Origin of the sequence: Salinicoccus luteus DSM 17002 (genome assembly GCF_000712035.1) — a bacterium.
GTDB lineage: Bacteria > Bacillota > Bacilli > Staphylococcales > Salinicoccaceae > Salinicoccus > Salinicoccus luteus.
The window spans coordinates 346,168-364,664 of record NZ_JONV01000006.1; the positions used below are offsets into that span (position 1 = coordinate 346,168).

The window sequence follows — 18,497 nt, forward strand, 5'->3', positions numbered from 1 at the left end:
ATCATTCCCCTGTGTGTTTTTTTGGAAGTGTAATGCGGAAGGAGGTGCCCTCCCCGAATGTGCTCTCCAAGTCTATGGTTCCATTATGCCTGTAGATGATGCTTTTGACAATATAGAGGCCGAGGCCTGTACCGTGCTGCCCCCGCGTCCGGGATTCATCCACTTTATAGAAGCGTTCGAAAATGCGCTGCTGATGTTCCGGCCTGATGCCTGTCCCCGTATCCGTCACTTCAATCGTGGCATAACGTTCCGTCGTCTCTGCACTGATGGTAATATAATCACCTTCTGATGTATAGCGGATTGCGTTGTCCAGAAGGTTTGTAAACACTTGGCTCAGCTTGTCGAAATCGAAGTCGAAGACCAGATCCCCTTCTCCTTTATTGATGGCAAATTGGATGCCATTCTCCGCCATTTCATGCCTGAAACGGTTCCCCAGCTTATCAAGCAGCTGTGAAAAGTCATTCTCTTCGATATTGAAGAAGTCCGATCTGCTGTCCATTCTGGCGATGGTTATCAGTTCATTGACCATTGTATTCATGCGGTCGGACTCATCCTTTATGATTCCGATCATTTCCTTTATCTCTGCGGGATCGGTGACGATGTCATCAAGCAGCGCTTCTGAATAGCCGCTCAGCATCACCATCGGAGTCTTCAGTTCATGCGAGACGTTGGCGATGAACTCCGAACGCAGTTTCTCTGCATCCACTTCCTCTGTGACATCCCGGATCAGCAGGATGACCCCATATACGACGGCCCCCTCTTCAACTGGTGTATAGGACAGCTGCAGATGGCGGTTCTGCATTTCCATCCGTTCGATTGCAGCTTCCCGGTGCTCTGCTATTTCTTTTATGTTTTCGCTGAAACGGTCGGACTCGGATTCATGTCCTCTGATGAGATTATAGAGTTCGTTGCCCTTGTGATTGCTGTATATCAGCTCCACATCCCTGTTGAAATAGAGCACCCCTTCGTTCATATAGGTGAAAATCTGCTCCCTCAGGTTTCTTTCATGGGTGATTTCGGAAATATTGTGGCGGATGTCATTGTTCATCTTGTTGAACGCCAGGGTGAGCTCCCCGATTTCATCCCGGCTTTTGACTTCCAGCGTATTATAGTTGCCCTTTGCTGTGGAAAAGGCTGCATTTTTAAGGTTGATCAGCGGCCGTGTAATTCTGTTGATCAGGAAGAATGCAAATGAGGTGGTAATCAGAAAAAGGACAAGGGCACTGCCGATGATGATGGTGGTGACTGCCCGCATCGACTGGTTGATATCCTCCAGGTCCCTGTACTTTATGAGGGCTACATCACTATCGAAGTAGTCGCTCAAGTTTGATACTTTGACCATATAGTCATGTTCGTATATATCCTCAAGAATGAAAGTGTTCCCCTCCCCCTCGCCTGAGAGTATGCGCTGATAGATCGCTTCATCAGTTGAGGACTGGTGGGAAATCATTGATCCGTCCGTGTACAGGATCAGGTTGTCCTCCCAGAGCAGTATGGAATCGAGGTCCTCGATATCATGCTCTGTCAATACAATCTCCTCCGCCCGGGTGATCTCCTCCTCGAGCAGTGTCTCGGTCGAATTGAGTACGTAGTTGCGGAAATAGAGGCTCAAAATGATCGATAATATAATTAAAACTGTCGTCACTATCAGGATGATAGTTAACCACAGTTTAGTTACGACGCTGTTTATGACGTTCATTATTCATTGACCTCAAACTTGTAGCCGATACCCCACACGGTGTGGATCATGTCACTCGCTTCCGGAGAAACTTTATTGAGCTTCTCCCTGAGGCGTTTGACATGGGTATCCACCGTTCTCAGATCACCATAGAAGTCATAGTGCCAGACTTCCCTGAGGAGTTCCTCGCGGTCGAACACTTTGTCCGGACTCCGCGCCAGGAACAGCAGAAGTTCATATTCCTTTGGTGTCAGATTCACCTTTACGTCATCGGCAAGCACCCTGTGGGCGTCATTGTCGATCACCAGATGGTCGTATACGATGACGTCCTTCGTCGATGCATCCGCCTCTATGAATGTCGTTTCCGATGATCTGCGGAGTATCGCTTTGACACGCAGTACAACCTCCCTTGGAGAAAAGGGTTTGACGATGTAGTCGTCTGCACCGACCTCGAAGCCTTCCACCCGGTTGTTCTCTTCGCCTTTGGCCGTCAGCATGATGATCGGAGTGGACTTTTGGGTTCTCAGTCGCTTTGCCACTTCGATGCCGTCCATCCTTGGCATCATGAGGTCAAGGAGGATGCAATGGAAGTCCTGCTCGAGAGCAAGATCCAGCGCATCTTCACCATTATCCGCTTCGGTGATTTCATATCCTTCCCGTACAAGATACATGTTGAGCAGTTTTCTGATGCGTTCTTCATCATCCACTATGAGAATTCTTTCAGACATATAAACCCTCTTTTCGTTTTATGCGTAGGAATGCAGACCTGCAACGAGCAGATTTATGGCAATCAGGTTGAAGAGGATGAGCAGGAAGCCGATGATGGCCAGCCATGCAGATTTTTCACCTTCATATCCCCTGTTGAGCCTGAGGTGCAGGAACACTGTATAGAACATGAACGTAATGAATGCCCATGTCTCTTTGGGGTCCCAGCCCCAGAAACGGCTCCAGGCAATCTGTGCCCAGATGGCGGCAAAGAATATGCCCCCGAGCGCAAAGATCGGGAAGCCGATGATCACCGAACGGTAGCCGATTTCATCCATAAGGTTGAGGTCGGCCCTGTTGGACCAGGGCTTCAGCGTTGCGATGATCCGCTTCCTCAGGATGAGGCGGACGATTCCGTATACAATCAGACCAAGCAGGAAGGACCATATGACGGTGTTCAGCTTCTGTGAATCAATCAACGGAGGGAGGTTCACACCACTATGGAAATGCTCGGCCTCCTCATAGTTGTTCTCACCCGCATGCTCTACAGGAACAGCACCCTCGAAATTGACGAGGCTTGGCAGGTGATATTCGGCTATCTGGTTCTGGCCCTGCTTGTCCTGATAGAGGAAGTCATCCTGATACCCGATCACGTTCTGCATGAGTACTGTCGTTGCAATGAATACAAGTACTGTGACTATACCCGCCATGACTGCTTCCAAAAAGCGTGCACGCCATGATTTTTCATCCGCCGGGACAGCCTTCAGCAGATAGATCAGACCGGCGACGGCACTCATTGACAGTATACCATAAGCAAGGGTCACTGTAATGACATGGATGGCGAGCCAACTGCTCTGCAGAGCAGGAATCAGCGGCTCCACTTCCCTTGAGAACATGCTTCCATATGCCATGAGAAGCATGGATACCGGGAGTGCAAACAGGCCGAACAATCTGGTCTTGAAATAGAAGTATGTGATCAGGTAGCCGCCTATGATCATGATGGCGAACATGGTGATGAATTCATACATGTTCGATACAGGGGCATGGCCCTGTGCAATCCACCTTAAGATGAAATAGGATACCTGCAGGATAAATCCAATGACTACCATGGTGATGGCTATCTTCGCAGGCTTGTTCGATTTTGATTTGATGCTCGTCGCCAGTGGAAGCATCGCGACAAGATATAGTATGAAAGCTGCATAGAGCAGTGTACTACTGATTGATACAAGTTGGGATGCCATATAGTATTACTCCTTGTTTTTGTCTTTGTCTCCATCATCCAGTTTGTCATTGACGGCTTCAAGACCGTTGGATTCGAGCACTTCGTTTATTTCGCGCTTCATGCCGAAGTAGTTTTTGTTGGTATGTGCTGCAAGCAGCAGGTTCCCGTCCGTCCTGATCCATATTCTTCTGTGATTGATATATGATCCTGTGAAAAGGCCGATCAGGAAGATGATGAACCCGGTCGCGATGAAAGGTATCGTGAGATCCTTCTTCAGAGTCAGCACACTCGCCATGTGTTCTTCAGCTTCCACAAACCGTATGCTGTAGTCGTTGTCCTGGGTGATGTCGGTGCTGTTCATGATCTGCAGCAGGCTGAGTTCGCTTTCTTCCCCGTCTGCAACTTCGAAGACGAATGCCGGGTTCCTGGGGACAGGTGTGGCCGATACCAATGTACCATTGTCATCGATTTCAAGGAAATCGGGAGAGTATGCCCTCATATTGACGGATACCCCGTCGGCAACCTCAAAGGACTCTTCCGGGTCATTGAGGTTGACCGTGAAATTATCGCCAACGGTATTGCCGTTTTCATCCTCCAGCCGGAAAGTCATGGACTTGAGCTGTGAATTGTCATAGCTCGACTGGTAGAGCTCATAGTCGCCGAAACGATACGGGTGGTTGACACGGATGCTGTATTCGTCGATTTCTTCAAGATCCGGGGAGGAGCCGACAATATCTGCGCTATTGTTCTTATAGAAGGTGATGTCGGTCTGGAAATTGCTTATGACCATCCTATTGTTGCTCAATGCCTGGTCGAAGACCTCTCCCGCCTCTTCATCGTAGGTATCGAGGGTGAATGCTTCGTTCCTGACGAAATACTGACCTTCCGTAGTCGGCAGTTCTTCCGTCTCGCCCTCATTGATATGGACGATTTCATCCACATACATGCCCGGGAAGAACCTCAGCATGCTGCCGAAGAGCAGTATGATCAGTCCCGTATGGTTGATGTAGGGACCGTAGCGTGACAGGCGCCCCTTTTCGAGCAGATAATTGTCCCCTTCCTTCCTCACCTTATAGCGTTTTTTCGAAAATGCATCGATAAGGCTGCTGGTGTCGGCAGGGCGCTCCGTATTAAGAAAGAGCCTTTGTCTGCGGAAGAAGCTGTCATGCTTTTTGACGCGCTGTTTGTTCAGTGATTTGAACAGCGGTATCCCGCGGTCTATGCTTGCTGCTATGATCGACAGGGCCAGCAGGCCGTTCAGTACGAGGAACCACCAGGAGGAATAGAGGTTGTGGAACCCTAGGGAATAGTAGAGATAGCCGAGGGTTCCATAGTTTTCCTGATAGTATTCAGCCGGGTCGACACCGAGCGGAATGAAGTACTCCTGCGGAAAGATCGTTCCGATCGCAGCCGCAACGGCGATGGCCAGTATGATGGACACCCCGATTTTGACTGATGTGAAGAAGATCCAGATCTTGTCGAAAATGCTTTTCGATCTCGTCTTGGATCTTACTGCACTGCCATCATACCTCATCAGGTCCTTGATTTTGTTTTTATCATAATCACTGTTGATCATATTACCGCAGGACTGGCATAGCTGTGTCCCGGGCGGATTGACGTGACCACATGATTCACATTTTATTTCCTTTAACTCCATTGCTCATTCATCCTATTCTGTGGATTCACTGATAAATGCGGTAATATCATCATGAGTGAGCTGATATTCCTGCTTTTTGACGACGATTCCCTCTTTGTTTACGGCGATGGTCGTCGGTAATGGACCGATGTTATAGGCATCGGTCACACTTTTCGAACGATCCAGCGCGATGGGGAATTCCAGATCGGCATCAAGACCAGAGATGAACTGGCGGATCTGCTGTTCATTTTCGGCAACATTGACGGCGACGATTTCATAATCGTCATGCCCCTCTGTATAGACATCGTTCATATCCGGCATTTCTTCGCGGCATGGCTTGCACCATGTGCCCCAGAAATTCAGGATGACACCCTTCTCTTCGGTCAGCTCGGACAGCTGGATTTCTTCTCCTTCAAGTGTCGTCAGTCTGAAATCCACGGCCTTATCCCCGACTTCGACCGCTTTCGTGCCTGAAGTCAGGTTGAACCATACTGTAATCCCTATGAGCAGGCCGATGGTCACTATAATGCTCACCCTGAGAATATTGCGCGTACGTCCTTTCATATTTTTCACCTGCCTGTCGTTCTGATTCATAATTTTCATTATAGCATTTTATAAAATTGCCCTGTATGACAGTATTATGACAATTGGAGGTGTCAGGACGCCTTGGCGTTTGCGATCAGCTTCTTGACTTCATGGGGCTTCAGGAAGCGATACTCCCCTTCTCCAAGTCCTTCCAGCGTCAGGAAATCATAGCTGATGCGTGTCAGTTTGATCACCTTAAGGCCGAAATGCTCGAACATGCGCCTCACCTGCCGGTTGCGTCCTTCATGTATCGTCAGCTCCAGAATCATCTGCCTGTCCTTCTTGTCACGGATCACCTTCACATCTGCCGGCGCTGTGACGCCATCCTCGAGAGGGACACCCTTGCGCATCTGCTTTTGTTCTTCACGCTTCAGTATGCCGTCGATCTTCACGCGGTAGGTTTTCTTCATTTCGTATTTCGGATGGGTCATATACTGGGTGAATTCGCCGTCATTCGTCATGAGCAGGATGCCGGAAGTGTCGTAGTCCAGACGGCCTACAGGATACAGGCGGACATCCATCCGTTCGAAGGCATCCACTACAGTTCTGCGGCTCCTCTCGTCCTCTGCTGTGGAAATCTCCCCTGCCGGTTTGTAGTAGAGTATATAGACCTTCTCCTCCTGGCTGAGCGGTACACCATCCACTTCAATCCTGTCATTCTGTGTCACTTTCGTACCGAGTTCCGTCACCGTCTTGCCATTGACCTTCACCCGTCCTTCTTCAATCATCACTTCGGCTTTTCTCCTTGAAGTGACGCCACTGCTTGCAATTGCTTTTTGTAATCTTACTTCTTCCATTGCTGTTCCTCCTCTATACTTTCAAAAAATAAATCCATTTCTTCCTGTTCCATGATATCCTTCTGCGATGGCAGCTCCTCGAGCGATTCCAGTCCGAAAAGCTGCAGGAAATAGTCCGTCGTCACAAAATGGGCGGCACGCTCATCAGACATGTTCTTCTTTGCGATCAGTCCCTTTCCGAGAAGTGTGGAGACCGGGCCGTCCGATGCAACCCCCCTCATCGTTTCTATATCCCCTCTTGATACTGGCTGATTGTAGGCGATGATGGACAGGACTTCAAGGGAAGCCTGGGAAAGCTTCTGTCCCGGCCTGTCGTCCAGAATCCTCTGTATATACTTTTCCATCTGGCGGGTCGTCTTCAGGAAGTACTTGTCACCATGCCTCTGGATGGTGAAGTTCGGCCTTTCATACGCCTCCACCACCTTATCAAGCTGTGCTTTCGTAATCGGGACGTGCATGACCAGCTGTTCTTCCGACAGGCCGGCATCCCCTGCAATATACAATAAACCTTCAATGATTTCCATTTTCTCCATTAGTCATACAGCCTTTCAATTTCAAAATCGTCCCGGCCCATGGGATGGATGGCCAACTGATTATCCTTTACGAGGTCCAGGAGGGTGATGAATACAGCCACGACTTTGGGTTTCGATTCCGAAAAGGTGAAGATATCCCGGAGACCGAGCGTCCTCTTCCCTGTGAAGCGTTGGCGCAGGAACGACTCGGCAGCTTCCCGGGAGACGGATTCCCTTGCGATTGTGATGTTCCGTGGACGGTCGATGGAAACCCTGGCCCTTACCTTTTGGTAGGCCGTCATCAGATCCGCAAGCGAAACCTCAAGCGGTGCATCATCGTCCGCCTGCTCCTCGAAGGCGTGGGGCGCCTTGATGTAGATCCTTTCATTTTCCCTCTTCAGCTCCGCCAGCTGTTCGGCATACTGCTTGTAGTTCTGGTACTCGATGAGTTGCTCCATCAGCGACTCCCTCGGGTCCTCATATTCCTCTTCCATATGGGGCGGTTCAGGAAGAAGCATATGGCTCTTTATTTTCAGCAGTTCGCTGGCCATCACAAGATATTCGCTGGCGACATTGATTTCAAGCTCTTTCATTTCATCGATATATTCCATATACTGACGTGTGAGCGTCTTCATCGGTATATCATAGATATCGATTTCAAGCTCTTTGATCAGGTGCAGCAGAAGATCCAGGGGACCTTCAAACACATCCAGTTGTACTTTGTATCCATTCATAAAAAATTACCTCGATATCAGGAGACGATAACATGAAACTGTTACATCTTATAGATTTCTATAACGAACTCATTATAAAGCAAGATTACTTCGAATGCCATGAAATCATGGAGGCGGCATGGAAGTCGAAGCCGGACTTCTCCAAAAATGATGCAGAAGTGTTCCTCATTCTGCTCGCCACCGGAGAATACCATTACAGGCGTGCAAACATCAATGGGGCCAGAAGATCATATCGGCGTGCGCTGAAACTTCATGAGGAAAACATGTATGATCTGGCGGCACTCGGCATGGAGGATGCACTGATCGGAATGATGGTACAGAGGATGGACGATATGGAAACCGAACCATTCCGTCCCCTGCCATTCCCGCTGACCGAAGACATGTGGCTGGCGCTGCACCGTCACTGCGGCGACCCATTGGATATCGAGGCCTTCAAAAGATGGGCAAGAGCCCGGTTCGTCCGCGACGCACACATCGTTTCCAAACACCGCCTGAGGGACCGGACGGATGTCATCCTTGAGAGGGAGGCCGCCATCAAAAAAAGAAAACATCGGAAATGATGTTTTCTATAGAACAAGCACCCAGTAGATGAAACCCCATATCAGAGCAAGGAGCGCAATCAGGATGAAGGTGAAGTATTTATTCTTCATCTTCCGCAATCTCCTTGAACAGGCTTTCGCCATGAGTGTCGTATTCAATTTTAAAGTTGTCGGCGATCGTCGCTGCAATGTCGCTGAATGTGTCGGAATCCCTGAGTGGACCATATGTGCGCGCTCCGCCCGCCTTCATCAGGAGGGGGACGTTCTCACGGGTATGGTCCGTGCCGGTATATGTCGGGTCATTGCCGTGGTCTGCAGTGATGATCAGCAGGTCATCCTCACGAAGCTTCGAGACGATTTCCGGCAGACGGTCGTCGAATGCCTTCAGCGCATTGCTGTACCCTTCAGGATTCCTCCTGTGGCCATAGAGCGCATCGAAGTCGACCAGGTTCAGGAAAGAAATGCCGTTGAATTCCCTCTCCATCACTTCAAGCAGCTTGTCCACTCCATCCTCATTGTTCTTCGTACGTACCGAATCCGTAATGCCTGAACCGGTGAAGATGTCGTTGATCTTGCCTATGGCGATGACGTCGTTGCCATTGTCCTCAAGTGCATTGAGCACTGTGCGCCCGAAAGGTTCAAGTGCATAGTCATGCCTGTTTTCCGTCCGCGTGAAATTCTCCCTGGAGTCACCGACATATGGCCGGGCGATGACCCTGCCCACAAGAAAATCGGGGTCGGTCGTCATTGCGCGGACCTTTTCACAGATGGTGTAGAGTTCGTCAAGCGGGATCACGTCTTCATGGGCCGCTATCTGAAGTACGGGGTCGTTCGAAGTATAGACGATGAGGTCCCCTGTCTTCATCTGGTGCTCACCATATTCCTTGATGATCTCAGTGCCGCTTGCAGGCTTGTTGCCGACGATGTCACGGCCAGTGGCTTCCCTGATCCGGTCCAGAAGCTCCTCCGGAAATCCATCAGGATAGACTTTAAAAGGCTTCTTGATGTTCAGGCCGGCAATCTCCCAGTGGCCTGTCATCGTATCCTTGCCCTGGGATACTTCACTCATTTTGCTGTAGAAGGCATGGGGTGCATCGGGGCATCCGAGGCCGGGAAGCGAATCGATGCATCCGAGGCCGAACTTCTCAAGGTTGGGCAGTTCTACAGGATGGCTCTCCAGAGTGTGCCTCAATGTATGTGTACCTGTATCGCCAAATTCGTCTGCATCATGCTGTGCACCGATGCCTACTGAGTCGAGGACGATCAGATGGATTCTTTTGAACATTCTTATCTCCTACTTTCTTGGGTGGAATTTTTTGTACATTTCCCTGATCTTTACAGCAGAAATCTGGGTGTATATCTGCGTTGTACTGATATCGGAGTGGCCGAGCATCTCCTGGACCGCTCTCAAATCTGCGCCGTTTTCGACCAGATGTGTGGCAAATGAATGCCGGAAGGTATGCGGGGTGATGTTCTTGCCGATTCCGCTTGCAAGTTCGTATTTCTTGATTGTTTTCCACAATCCCTGCCGCGTGAAACCCCTGCCCCGGTTCGTGATGAACAGCTCTTCGACGACATCGTCCTTGAGCAGGGCCATCCGCTCATTCGACATGTACTGTTCCAGAAGCTCCCCTACAAAGTCGGTGATCGGAACGATCCTCTCCTTGCTTCCCTTACCCATGATGCGGATATAGCCCATGTCCGTATTCAGGTCGGAAGTTCTTATGTCTATCAGTTCGCTCACCCGGAGCCCGGAGGCGTAGAGCAGTTCCATCATTGACTTGTCCCTGACGCCGGCCACTGACTGGTCGGGTGTGGACAGAAGCTTTTCCATCTCCTCCACTGTCAGATAGACGGGGAGTTTTTTGGCCTCCTTGATTGAATGGAGCCGGAGTGCCGGATTATGGGTAGTGATACCATCATTGACCAGGAACTGGTGGAAATTCTTGAGTGTCGACTGCATGCGTGATATCGTTTTGGCACTTTTGCCGGCATGACGCAGCTCCTTCAGAAACCTGATGAGCAGTTCCGTGTCGATCTGCGAGGGGTCGAGCGCAGAATGGTCGGACAGGAAAGCCTCATACTGCATGAGGTCCTGCCGGTAGGAGCTGATGGAGGATTGGCTCAACCCCTTTTCGACGCTTAAAAAAAGCAGATACTCCTCTATATATCTTTTAAAGTTCATATCCATTATTCCTTCTTGCTCTGGCAGTCACCGCATATTCCATGGAAAGTAAGGCGGTGGTCCGTCACTTTGAAATTATGGTCGTTTTCAACAATTTTCTCTACATCTTCCAGCAGGTCTTCCTCTATTTCTTCTACTGCTCCGCATTCCATGCAGACAAGGTGATGGTGGAAATGCTTGGCGCCCTCTTTTCTGAGGTCATAGCGGCTGACCCCATCGCCGAAGTTGATTTTGTCGAGAATCTTGAGTTCACTTAACAGCTCGAGTGTGCGATAGACCGTAGCCAACCCTATTTCAGGATATTTATCCTTCACTTTCAGAAAGACATCTTCGGCACTTAAGTGATCACGTTCATTCTCGAGCAGGACCCTGACTGTAACCTCCCGTTGAGGTGTCAGCTTATACTGGGCCCCCTGAAGTGCTTCCTTGATTCTCTGAATCCGATTTTCCACGTGTTCACCTACTTTGTATGATAATCAAAAACATTATAACCAATTTATAACGTTTTTAAAAGTCCTTTGTGCCTTATTTAGAATTATTATAAATTGTAAGCCGCTATTACGTGCTGTACTGCGATGATCGTTTTCGAGTCCCTGAAGGCACCCGACTGAAGCAGCTTCTTCAGATCCTGCAGCTGGACTGTGACGATATCAAGGAATTCATCATCGTCCAATTCCTGGGCATCAATCGTCATGTCCTTTGCCTCATACAGATGGACATACTCATTCGAGAAGCCGGGTGAAACGTAGAATTCCTGGATCTCCTCCAGTTCCGCGGCGACGCCGCCTATCTCTTCCCGCAGCTCCTTGATGGCCGTCTCGCGGGGCGCTTCATCCACCTCGATCTTGCCGGCGGGAATCTCCAGCAGGAAATCGTCCGGGGCGACCCTGTACTGGCGGACGAAATACATTTCATCCTGGTGGACCGCGATGAGCGCAACGGCACCTTTATGGTATACTATCTCACGGTCGGCAGTCCCGCCGTCCGGCAGCTTCACACTGCTGTGGTCGACTTTGATGACTTTACCGTCAAAAATCCTATTACTTGAAATGATTTCTTCTTTAAGATGGGAGTAATCATTATTTTCCATATCCACATGCCTCTCCTTCTTACTGGCGCAATTAATGCTACAGTTAGTATATTACCATAGCAGGAAATAATCATATAGTATGGACAAAAAGGCAAAATAATGCAAGAAATCACCCAGTGTTGGTATAATTCTAAATGACTAATTAATGGAGGCATGAACTTATGAGAAACATTCAGTTGAAAGATGACATCACCCTATCCGAACTTTCCTTGGGATGCATGAATCTGCCATTGGACGACAGGCCGGAGACTGAAAGGATTATCCGGTCTGCACTGGAATCGGGCATCACCCACTTTGATACTGCAGACCTTTACCAGTTTGGTGAAAATGAAAAGGTCCTCGGTGAAGTGATGCAGCAGTTCCGGTCGGATTATGCATTCACCATCGGCACCAAGGCCGGCAACGAATTCGATGCAGAAAAGCAGGAGAAGATCGGTTGGAATCCATCCGCTGCCCATATCAAAAATGCAGTCAAGGATTCCCTCAGCCGTCTTGGCGTCGAGGCGATCGACCTCTATCAGCTGCATGGCGGCACAATCGAAGACAACAAGGATGAAACGATATCAGCATTTGAAGACCTCAAGAAGGAGGGGGTGATCAGAAGTTACGGCATCTCCTCCATCCGCCTCAACGTCATCGACTATTATCTGAAGCACAGCAACATTTCGACACTGATGATGCAGTTCAATCCTATTGACAACAGACCTTTGGAAGTTGCCGGGAAGCTGGATGAGGATGTGAAGATACTCTCAAGGGGTCCGGTGATGAAGGGGCTGCTGAGCGGCAATTCCCGCAAAGTGCTGGAGAACAAGTTTGCAGACGGTGTGCTGGACTATTCATATGAAGAGCTGCAGGAGACACTCGGGAAGCTTGAGCAGATCAATGGAGATCTCACCGCCCTCTCCTATGCCTTCCTGAGGCATAATGATGCAGTGATCGTAAACGGGGTGAGCAGCCTTTCCCAGCTTGAAGCCAATGTGGAAAGCTACAGGAACATGCCCAAACTCACGCAGCAGGATTATGAGCGCATCCTGGACGCGGTCAAACTGATCAGATACGAGGAGCATAGGGCATGAAATCTTTCATAAAATGGCTGGTCGCACTGGCCAGCTCGCTCATTCTCCTGTTCATTTCGCTTGGATACTACGCATCGAGTCAGGCCCTGTTTTTCAAACTGAGGGACGTAGAGGTCATCAAAAGGCGTGAGACACGGGCCAAACGGCTGAACATGAAAACTTTCCAGGCGCTTCCCCAGGATGACCTCCTCATCCCGTCGAAATTCGACTACAGCATCAATGCCGTCTTCGTCCATCCGAATGAGACGAACAAGTGGATGGTGCTGTGCCACGGGGTGACGGAGAACAAGATCAGTTCAATCAAATATCTGAACATGTTCACGGACATGGGCTACAACTGTGTCATCTATGATGCCAGACGCCATGGAAATACAGGGGGCATCCATTCGACCTATGGATTCTACGAAAAGTATGACCTTGAGACCGTCGTGGACTATCTTTTCGATCATTACGGACCGGACATCGAAGTCGGCGTACATGGGGAGTCCATGGGAGCTGCAACGATGCTGCTCTATGCAGGCGAACTTTCAAACCGGGCCAAGTTCTATATTTCGGATGCTTCCTTCTCCACCCTCGGGGATGAGCTGACGAACATATTCAGCCAGTATACGAAAATAGGGTCGCCGGTAATCCTGGTCTTCACAAATATCTTCTTCCGCATCAGAAGCAGATTTTCGCTGTTCAAAGTCTCCCCGATCAGGGTCATAGAAAAGATAGAGCAGCCGGTCCTGTTCGTCCACTCAAAGCCCGATAAATTCATCCCCCATACCCATACGGAGGAGCTGTATAAAAAGAAAAAGCCGCCAAAGGCGGCATGGTATCCGGAACGTGGCGGGCATGTGGAAAGCTATAACAAAAACCCCGAAAAGTACAGAAAAGTCGTTGAGAGCTTTATCGCAAATCACGTGGGATGGTAATTTCAAGATAGTCATGTGCAAGTATCGCACGGTCCCCAAGCCGATCTTCGACGCTCTGTATCATTTCAGCGTCGTAGCGGTTGCTGATGTGGCCGAGCAGCAGCCGGCCATATGAAATTCCGGACAGGTTATTGAGCACACCATTTATTTCCGAGTGGAAATACTGGTGTGCTTTTTCCTGTTCCCCTTCAAGGTAGGTCGCTTCATGGACGATGAGATCGGCACCGTCAAGCAGTTCCAGGTAGTCCGTCCTGTCGATCGTCCTCGTATCGCCATGGACGGCCACCTTCCTTCCCTTTACCGGTGGACTCAGGAAATCTGCCGTATCATATGTCTCGCCGTCATGCTGAAAGGTGCGGGAATTTTTGATGTCCCTGTAGACCGGTCCGGGCATGATGCCGATATCCTTGAGCTTTCCACTGTCCAATGCACCCAATTTGTCCGGTTCGATGAAGACATACATGAAGCTGTCTACTGCATGGTCCAGCAGGTAGCTCTTCACAGTGAAGCCTTCGACGTCATATTCCCCATTATGGGAGACTTCCACAAAGCGTATGGGATAATTGAGGTGGGACCCGCTGACCTTGAAGGTCATCTCGACCCACTCCTTCAGGCCGGGTGGCCCGTAGACCACGAGCGGCACCCCTTCCCCGCCCTGGTGGGCGCGGGACGAGAGGAATCCGGGCAGGCCGAATATATGATCACCGTGAAGGTGTGTAATGAATACGTGTTTTATTTTTGATGGCCTGATTGTTGTGTTCAGTATCCTGTGCTGCAGTGCCTCCGAGGCGTCGATGAGGAAGTACTGGTTGATCTCCTCGACGACATCCAGCACGAAGCTTTGGGTATTTCTCGTTCTGGATGGAATGCCCGCGCCAGAACCTAGTACTTTGAATTTCATTCTATCACCTGTTTTTGAAATGTTGGTTCATTATATCATATTAAAGAGTTGTGTTTTTAAGAATACAGTGGAATAATGATAAAAGAAAAATTTTGACTAAAGGACTTGTTGGATATGACGACTCAACCATTTAAAGTAGCGATCGCATTGTTCGGAGCAACAGGCGACCTTTCGAGGAGGAAGCTGCTGCCCTCCATTTTTCACCTCTTCCAGGAAGGGTCTTTGAAGGACGACTTTGCATTGATTGCGGTCGGCAGACGCGATCTTACGGACGCAGAGTTCAGGGATGTTGCCAGAACCTCCATCAGTGGCAACGACAAGCTTGAAACATTGGAGGGGCTCGAGGCATTTCTGGATCATATCCATTATGTGAAGGTCTCCGTTACGGACAGTGCCAGCTATGCAGCATTGAAGGAGAAATTCGAAGCCGTTGAAGAAAAGCATGATACAGCGGGCAACAGGCTTTTCTACCTGGCCATGCCGCCCCAGTTCTTCACGGATATTACAGACAACCTGAGGATTTCCGGCGTGACGGAAACTAAGGGGTACAAGAAGCTGATCATTGAGAAGCCCTTCGGCAAGGATTACGAAAGTGCCCATAAACTGAACGAAGACATCTCAAAGACATTCAGGGAGCATGAAATCTATCGTATCGACCACTATCTCGGCAAGGAGATGGTACAGAATATAGAGGTCATCCGTTTCAGCAACAGCCTGTTCGAACCTTTATGGAACAATCATTATGTATCGAATGTCCAGATCACATCTTCCGAATCGCTCGGTGTACTTGACCGGGGAGAGTATTATGAACGGAGTGGCGCCGTACGCGATATGTTCCAGAACCATATGCTACAGATCGTCTCCCTGCTCGGCATGGAGCCGCCAATCAGCCTGAACAGCGACGATATCCGGGAAGAGAAGATCAAAGTGCTGAAAAGTCTCCGCAAAGTCGAAGAGAAGGATGTCAGCAAATATTTCGTCCGGGGCCAGTACGATGAAGGACTCGCAGAGGGTGCCCATGTAAAGAGCTACCGTGAGGAAGCGGATGTCAGCGAGGATTCCAATACGCCGACTTTCATAGCAGCACGGCTCTTCATTGATAATTTCAGATGGGCCGGTGTGCCATTCTATGTCCGTACAGGTAAAAGGATGAAGGACAAGGAAACGAAAATCGTTGTGGAGTTCAAGGAAGTTCCCAAGAACCTCTACTATCAGAAGGAAGAAGACGATGTTCTGGCCAAGAACCTTCTTGTCATCCGCATCCAACCGAATGAAAGCATCACCCTGCATCTGAACGTCAAGGACTATGCGGGGGAACAGGATACCAAGGAGATCAAACTTTCGTATTCGGTAGACACACAGGACCTGTCGCGTACAGTGGACGCCTATGAAAACCTGGTCTATGACTGTCTGAACGGAGATGCAACCAATTTCACCCACTATGAAGAACTGATGAATGCGTGGTCATTCGTCGATCCCGTCAACAGGGCATGGGAGAAGGAGATCGCTCCTTTCCCGAACTATCGTTCAGGTTCTGACGGCCCGGTCAAAAGCAGCCTCCTTCTGTCCAAGGACGGATTCAAGTGGTGGAACGTATAATTGGAGAAGTGAGGAAATAATGGAAACAGTAAATTTTGTCGAAAAGTTCATCATCTATATAGAAGATCATCTGCGTGAACGTATAGACTACGATAACGTGCTCGATGGCATGGGGGTGGAGCCGAAATCATTCATCACCATATTCACTTCACTAGTCGGCATGACACCCTATGAGTATCAGACCAGACGGAAGATGACGGAAATCGCCCATGAGTTGCAGGCAGGGCACCTCAGGCTTATAGATATCGTAAAGTTTTACGGCTACCGGGATATCGATTCTTTCAAGATTGCGTATCTGGAAGCTTTCGGGATTTCCCCTTATGAAACCGAGAAGCATTTCGATGCTCTGGATCTCCAGGAGCGCATATCGTTTGAAGTGGTACCTGTAGACCGTCCGAAATACCCAGCAAGGAATGCCTATATGGACGGTTTCCGGATTATAGGATTCGTCCGGAATTTTTCCCTCGAGAACTATAGGAGTGGGATGAAATATGATTTTCTTGCATACCTTGAAGAAAACGATGTATTGAATGAATTGCTGAGATACAATGATGGCAGTATAAAGGGGATCATCCTGCATGAACGCTACGTCGATGGTGGAATGGAATTGACCGTAGGGGTCTCATCGACACTCGCCAGCCCTTTCGAAGAGACATATACGGAGAGCAGTGAATTTGTAATCTTTGAATCCACCGGTGCTCCAGCAGAAGCGGCTGCGGATATATACAGATATATCTTCCGTAGATGGCGTTTCAAGGAAGAGAAGGATCTCAACTGCAATTTCTCCATAGAGATATTGAAAAGCCGGAATGACTTTGTTTCTGGACATTCCAAAGTCCAGGTGTGGCAGGCGCTTTATCAGGATCTATAAAAAAATCGTCCGTCCCCAACGAGGGGGACGGACGATTTTTTTGTGCTACTGCCACTCGGTATGGAATACGCCCGGCTTATCCAGCCTTTCGTAGGTATGTGCTCCGAAATAGTCGCGCTGGGCCTGGATCATGTTGCTTGATACCCTCTCCTGCTTCATGCTGTCGAAGTAGGACAGTGCGCTCAGGAAGGCAGGCATCGGTATTTCATTTTCTATCGCAAGCACCCCGATGCGTCTCAGGCTCGGATGGCTTGAGCTGACCACATCCCTGAAATAGTCATCCAGAAGCAGATTGGTTAAAGCAGGATCATTTTCGTATGCCCGGTTGATCTCTTCCAGGAACTGGGCCCGTATGATGCACCCTTTTCTCCAAATCATGGAAATCTCGCCGAGCTGCAGATTCCAATCATAGATTTCGCTCGCTTCCCGAAGCAGCCTGAACCCTTGGGAGTAGCTCATCAGTTTGCTGATATACAATGCGTTCTTCAGGTCCTCCAGCACGGAATCCTTTTGCTCGGGAGACAGGGTCTTCATTTCGCTCTGATATGCTTCACTTATAAGCGCCCGCTCTTCTATAAGGCTTGAGAGGCACCTTACGAATACACTGTCTGTAATCAGGGACAATGGAATGCCGAGCTTGAGTCCTTCGATACCTGTCCACTTGCCTGTCCCCTTCTGCCCCGCCTTGTCCAGAATCAGGTCGATGATGTAATTGCCGGATTCATCTTTGAACTCCAGTATACGTGCAGTGATTTCAATCAGATAGCTGTTGAGGTCGCCCTGGTTCCATTCGTCGAAGACGGCACTCATCTCATCATTTGACATGTTGAGGCCATGCTTCATGAAATAATAGCTCTCTGCAATGAGTTCCATATCGGCATATTCAATGCCGTTATGGATCATTTTTACATAATGGCCACTTCCATCCTCACCAATATAGGTGACACATGGTTTCCCGTCATCTGCTTTGGCAGCAATTTTTTCAAGTATGTCACTGACATTGTCATAGGCTTTCCGTTGGCCGCCCGGCATCAGCGAAGGGCCGTTCAAAGCGCCCTCTTCGCCTCCACTTACGCCCATGCCGATGAAGTTTATCCCCTTTTCAGTCAGTTGCATATTGCGTCGGCGTGTGTTTTCATACTGTTCATTCCCGCCATCAATCAGTGTATCCCCTTCCTCAAGGTACGGTGCAATCTGTTCAATGGTCTTATCCGTCACTTCTCCCGCCTTCACGAGAAGGAGAATGTTTCTTGGTTTTTTCAGACTTTCAATGAAACTTTCCAATGAGGATGCGATATCCACTTTCTCTTCTTTAAGTTCAGTCATGCGGTTTTCCCTGACATCTTCAAAGAAGTCGAAAGTGACCACCCTGAATCCATTTCTTGACATGTTTTTTGCGATATTTGTCCCCATGACGCCAAGCCCGACTACTCCAATATCATAGATCATG

At 49.2% G+C, this 18,497-nt stretch carries 19 protein-coding genes; 5 read left to right on the forward strand and 14 right to left on the reverse strand.

Going from position 1 to position 18,497, the window contains the following annotated elements:
• Window position 1 precedes the first annotated feature (1 nt).
• From BO53_RS0101915 to BO53_RS0101950, 8 genes are all read right to left on the reverse strand, one after another.
• A complete protein-coding gene (locus tag BO53_RS0101915; RefSeq protein WP_031544885.1) occupies window positions 2–1,699 on the reverse strand; it encodes a HAMP domain-containing sensor histidine kinase in 1,698 nt (565 codons plus the stop codon).
• Window positions 1,699–2,406 carry a response regulator transcription factor gene (locus BO53_RS0101920; RefSeq protein ID WP_031544887.1) on the reverse strand — a complete coding sequence of 236 codons (708 nt, stop codon included), beginning with the start codon at window positions 2,404–2,406 and terminating at the stop codon, window positions 1,699–1,701. Before BO53_RS0101920 ends, BO53_RS0101915 begins: the two co-directional genes overlap by 1 nt.
• 18 nt (window positions 2,407–2,424) lie before the next feature.
• A complete protein-coding gene (gene ccsB, locus BO53_RS0101925) occupies window positions 2,425–3,624 on the reverse strand; it encodes a c-type cytochrome biogenesis protein CcsB (protein WP_031544889.1) in 1,200 nt (399 codons plus the stop codon).
• 6 nt (window positions 3,625–3,630) lie between these two features.
• Window positions 3,631–5,262, reverse strand: coding sequence for a cytochrome c biogenesis protein ResB (locus BO53_RS0101930; RefSeq protein WP_031544891.1), 1,632 nt, complete (start codon window positions 5,260–5,262; stop codon window positions 3,631–3,633).
• 12 nt (window positions 5,263–5,274) lie between these two features.
• Entirely contained in the window at window positions 5,275–5,805 is a 531-nt protein-coding gene (locus BO53_RS0101935; RefSeq protein WP_031544893.1) for a redoxin domain-containing protein, read from the reverse strand.
• A 92-nt stretch (window positions 5,806–5,897) separates the two neighbouring features.
• Window positions 5,898–6,623 carry a pseudouridine synthase gene (locus BO53_RS0101940; RefSeq protein ID WP_031544895.1) on the reverse strand — a complete coding sequence of 242 codons (726 nt, stop codon included), beginning with the start codon at window positions 6,621–6,623 and terminating at the stop codon, window positions 5,898–5,900.
• Complete coding sequence (gene scpB / locus BO53_RS0101945; protein WP_031544897.1) at window positions 6,611–7,156, reverse strand: SMC-Scp complex subunit ScpB; 546 nt, start codon at window positions 7,154–7,156, stop codon at window positions 6,611–6,613. Before scpB ends, BO53_RS0101940 begins: the two co-directional genes overlap by 13 nt.
• The gene (locus BO53_RS0101950; RefSeq protein WP_031544899.1) at window positions 7,156–7,869 is read right to left on the reverse strand and encodes a segregation and condensation protein A; all 714 of its coding nucleotides are present in this window, start codon (window positions 7,867–7,869) and stop codon (window positions 7,156–7,158) included. The genes scpB and BO53_RS0101950 overlap by 1 nt, the downstream gene beginning before the upstream one ends.
• Before the next feature lie 32 nt (window positions 7,870–7,901).
• On the opposite strand from BO53_RS0101950, the gene BO53_RS0101955 reads away from it, so the two are divergent.
• On the forward strand, window positions 7,902–8,429 hold the full coding sequence (locus BO53_RS0101955) for a DUF309 domain-containing protein (protein ID WP_031544902.1): 528 nt from the start codon (window positions 7,902–7,904) through the stop codon (window positions 8,427–8,429).
• A gap of 79 nt (window positions 8,430–8,508) precedes the next feature.
• On the opposite strand, the gene deoB is transcribed toward BO53_RS0101955, so the two are convergent.
• The 4 genes from deoB to BO53_RS0101980 all read right to left on the reverse strand — a co-directional run bounded on the left by deoB (window position 8,509) and on the right by BO53_RS0101980 (window position 11,683).
• Window positions 8,509–9,693, reverse strand: coding sequence for a phosphopentomutase (gene deoB / locus BO53_RS0101965; protein WP_031544905.1), 1,185 nt, complete (start codon window positions 9,691–9,693; stop codon window positions 8,509–8,511).
• Window positions 9,694–9,702: 9 nt separating this feature from the next.
• On the reverse strand, window positions 9,703–10,593 hold the full coding sequence (gene xerD, locus BO53_RS0101970; protein ID WP_031544907.1) for a site-specific tyrosine recombinase XerD: 891 nt from the start codon (window positions 10,591–10,593) through the stop codon (window positions 9,703–9,705).
• Window positions 10,594–10,598: 5 nt separating this feature from the next.
• Window positions 10,599–11,045, reverse strand: coding sequence for a ferric iron uptake transcriptional regulator (gene fur / locus BO53_RS0101975; RefSeq protein ID WP_031544908.1), 447 nt, complete (start codon window positions 11,043–11,045; stop codon window positions 10,599–10,601).
• Window positions 11,046–11,131: 86 nt separating this feature from the next.
• Window positions 11,132–11,683, reverse strand: coding sequence for an NUDIX hydrolase (locus tag BO53_RS0101980; RefSeq protein WP_031544910.1), 552 nt, complete (start codon window positions 11,681–11,683; stop codon window positions 11,132–11,134).
• Between the two features lie 161 nt (window positions 11,684–11,844).
• Between BO53_RS0101980 and BO53_RS0101985 the strand changes: the two genes are divergently transcribed.
• Window positions 11,845–12,759: an aldo/keto reductase gene (locus BO53_RS0101985; protein WP_031544912.1), complete on the forward strand. Its 915-nt coding sequence runs from the start codon at window positions 11,845–11,847 to the stop codon at window positions 12,757–12,759.
• Entirely contained in the window at window positions 12,756–13,676 is a 921-nt protein-coding gene (locus BO53_RS0101990; protein WP_031544914.1) for an alpha/beta hydrolase, read from the forward strand. The genes BO53_RS0101985 and BO53_RS0101990 overlap by 4 nt, the downstream gene beginning before the upstream one ends.
• On the opposite strand, the gene BO53_RS0101995 is transcribed toward BO53_RS0101990, so the two are convergent.
• Entirely contained in the window at window positions 13,651–14,577 is a 927-nt protein-coding gene (locus tag BO53_RS0101995; protein WP_031544916.1) for an MBL fold metallo-hydrolase, read from the reverse strand. The genes BO53_RS0101990 and BO53_RS0101995 overlap by 26 nt on opposite strands.
• A 114-nt stretch (window positions 14,578–14,691) precedes the next feature.
• Here BO53_RS0101995 and zwf point away from each other — a divergent pair, with 114 nt between their 5' ends.
• Both zwf and BO53_RS0102005 read left to right on the forward strand, forming a co-directional pair.
• Window positions 14,692–16,176 carry a glucose-6-phosphate dehydrogenase gene (gene zwf, locus BO53_RS0102000; RefSeq protein WP_031544918.1) on the forward strand — a complete coding sequence of 495 codons (1,485 nt, stop codon included), beginning with the start codon at window positions 14,692–14,694 and terminating at the stop codon, window positions 16,174–16,176.
• Between the two features lie 19 nt (window positions 16,177–16,195).
• The gene (locus BO53_RS0102005; protein ID WP_031544920.1) at window positions 16,196–17,047 is read left to right on the forward strand and encodes a helix-turn-helix domain-containing protein; all 852 of its coding nucleotides are present in this window, start codon (window positions 16,196–16,198) and stop codon (window positions 17,045–17,047) included.
• Between the two features lie 45 nt (window positions 17,048–17,092).
• Here BO53_RS0102005 and gndA read toward each other — a convergent pair whose 3' ends face one another.
• A complete protein-coding gene (gndA, locus tag BO53_RS0102010) occupies window positions 17,093–18,496 on the reverse strand; it encodes an NADP-dependent phosphogluconate dehydrogenase (RefSeq protein WP_031544922.1) in 1,404 nt (467 codons plus the stop codon).
• Between the last annotated feature and the right edge of the window lies 1 nt (window position 18,497).

Excerpts from the sequence above, each read along its gene's own strand:
- ccsB (WP_031544889.1), bottom strand. The coding sequence starts at position 3,624 with ATGGCATCCCAACTTGTATCAATCAGTAGTACACTGCTCTATGCAGCT.
- BO53_RS0101990 (WP_031544914.1), top strand. The coding sequence starts at position 12,756 with ATGAAATCTTTCATAAAATGGCTGGTCGCACTGGCCAGCTCGCTCATT.
- BO53_RS0101950 (WP_031544899.1), bottom strand. The coding sequence starts at position 7,869 with ATGAATGGATACAAAGTACAACTGGATGTGTTTGAAGGTCCCCTGGAT.
- zwf (WP_031544918.1), top strand. The coding sequence starts at position 14,692 with ATGACGACTCAACCATTTAAAGTAGCGATCGCATTGTTCGGAGCAACA.
- BO53_RS0101995 (WP_031544916.1), bottom strand. The coding sequence starts at position 14,577 with ATGAAATTCAAAGTACTAGGTTCTGGCGCGGGCATTCCATCCAGAACG.
- deoB (WP_031544905.1), bottom strand. The coding sequence starts at position 9,693 with ATGTTCAAAAGAATCCATCTGATCGTCCTCGACTCAGTAGGCATCGGT.
- BO53_RS0101935 (WP_031544893.1), bottom strand. The coding sequence starts at position 5,805 with ATGAAAGGACGTACGCGCAATATTCTCAGGGTGAGCATTATAGTGACC.
- scpB (WP_031544897.1), bottom strand. The coding sequence starts at position 7,156 with ATGGAGAAAATGGAAATCATTGAAGGTTTATTGTATATTGCAGGGGAT.
- xerD (WP_031544907.1), bottom strand. The coding sequence starts at position 10,593 with ATGAACTTTAAAAGATATATAGAGGAGTATCTGCTTTTTTTAAGCGTC.
- BO53_RS0101930 (WP_031544891.1), bottom strand. The coding sequence starts at position 5,262 with ATGGAGTTAAAGGAAATAAAATGTGAATCATGTGGTCACGTCAATCCG.
- BO53_RS0101915 (WP_031544885.1), bottom strand. The coding sequence starts at position 1,699 with ATGAACGTCATAAACAGCGTCGTAACTAAACTGTGGTTAACTATCATC.
- BO53_RS0101940 (WP_031544895.1), bottom strand. The coding sequence starts at position 6,623 with ATGGAAGAAGTAAGATTACAAAAAGCAATTGCAAGCAGTGGCGTCACT.
- BO53_RS0101955 (WP_031544902.1), top strand. The coding sequence starts at position 7,902 with ATGAAACTGTTACATCTTATAGATTTCTATAACGAACTCATTATAAAG.
- BO53_RS0101920 (WP_031544887.1), bottom strand. The coding sequence starts at position 2,406 with ATGTCTGAAAGAATTCTCATAGTGGATGATGAAGAACGCATCAGAAAA.
- BO53_RS0101985 (WP_031544912.1), top strand. The coding sequence starts at position 11,845 with ATGAGAAACATTCAGTTGAAAGATGACATCACCCTATCCGAACTTTCC.
- gndA (WP_031544922.1), bottom strand. The coding sequence starts at position 18,496 with ATGATCTATGATATTGGAGTAGTCGGGCTTGGCGTCATGGGGACAAAT.
- BO53_RS0101980 (WP_031544910.1), bottom strand. The coding sequence starts at position 11,683 with ATGGAAAATAATGATTACTCCCATCTTAAAGAAGAAATCATTTCAAGT.
- BO53_RS0102005 (WP_031544920.1), top strand. The coding sequence starts at position 16,196 with ATGGAAACAGTAAATTTTGTCGAAAAGTTCATCATCTATATAGAAGAT.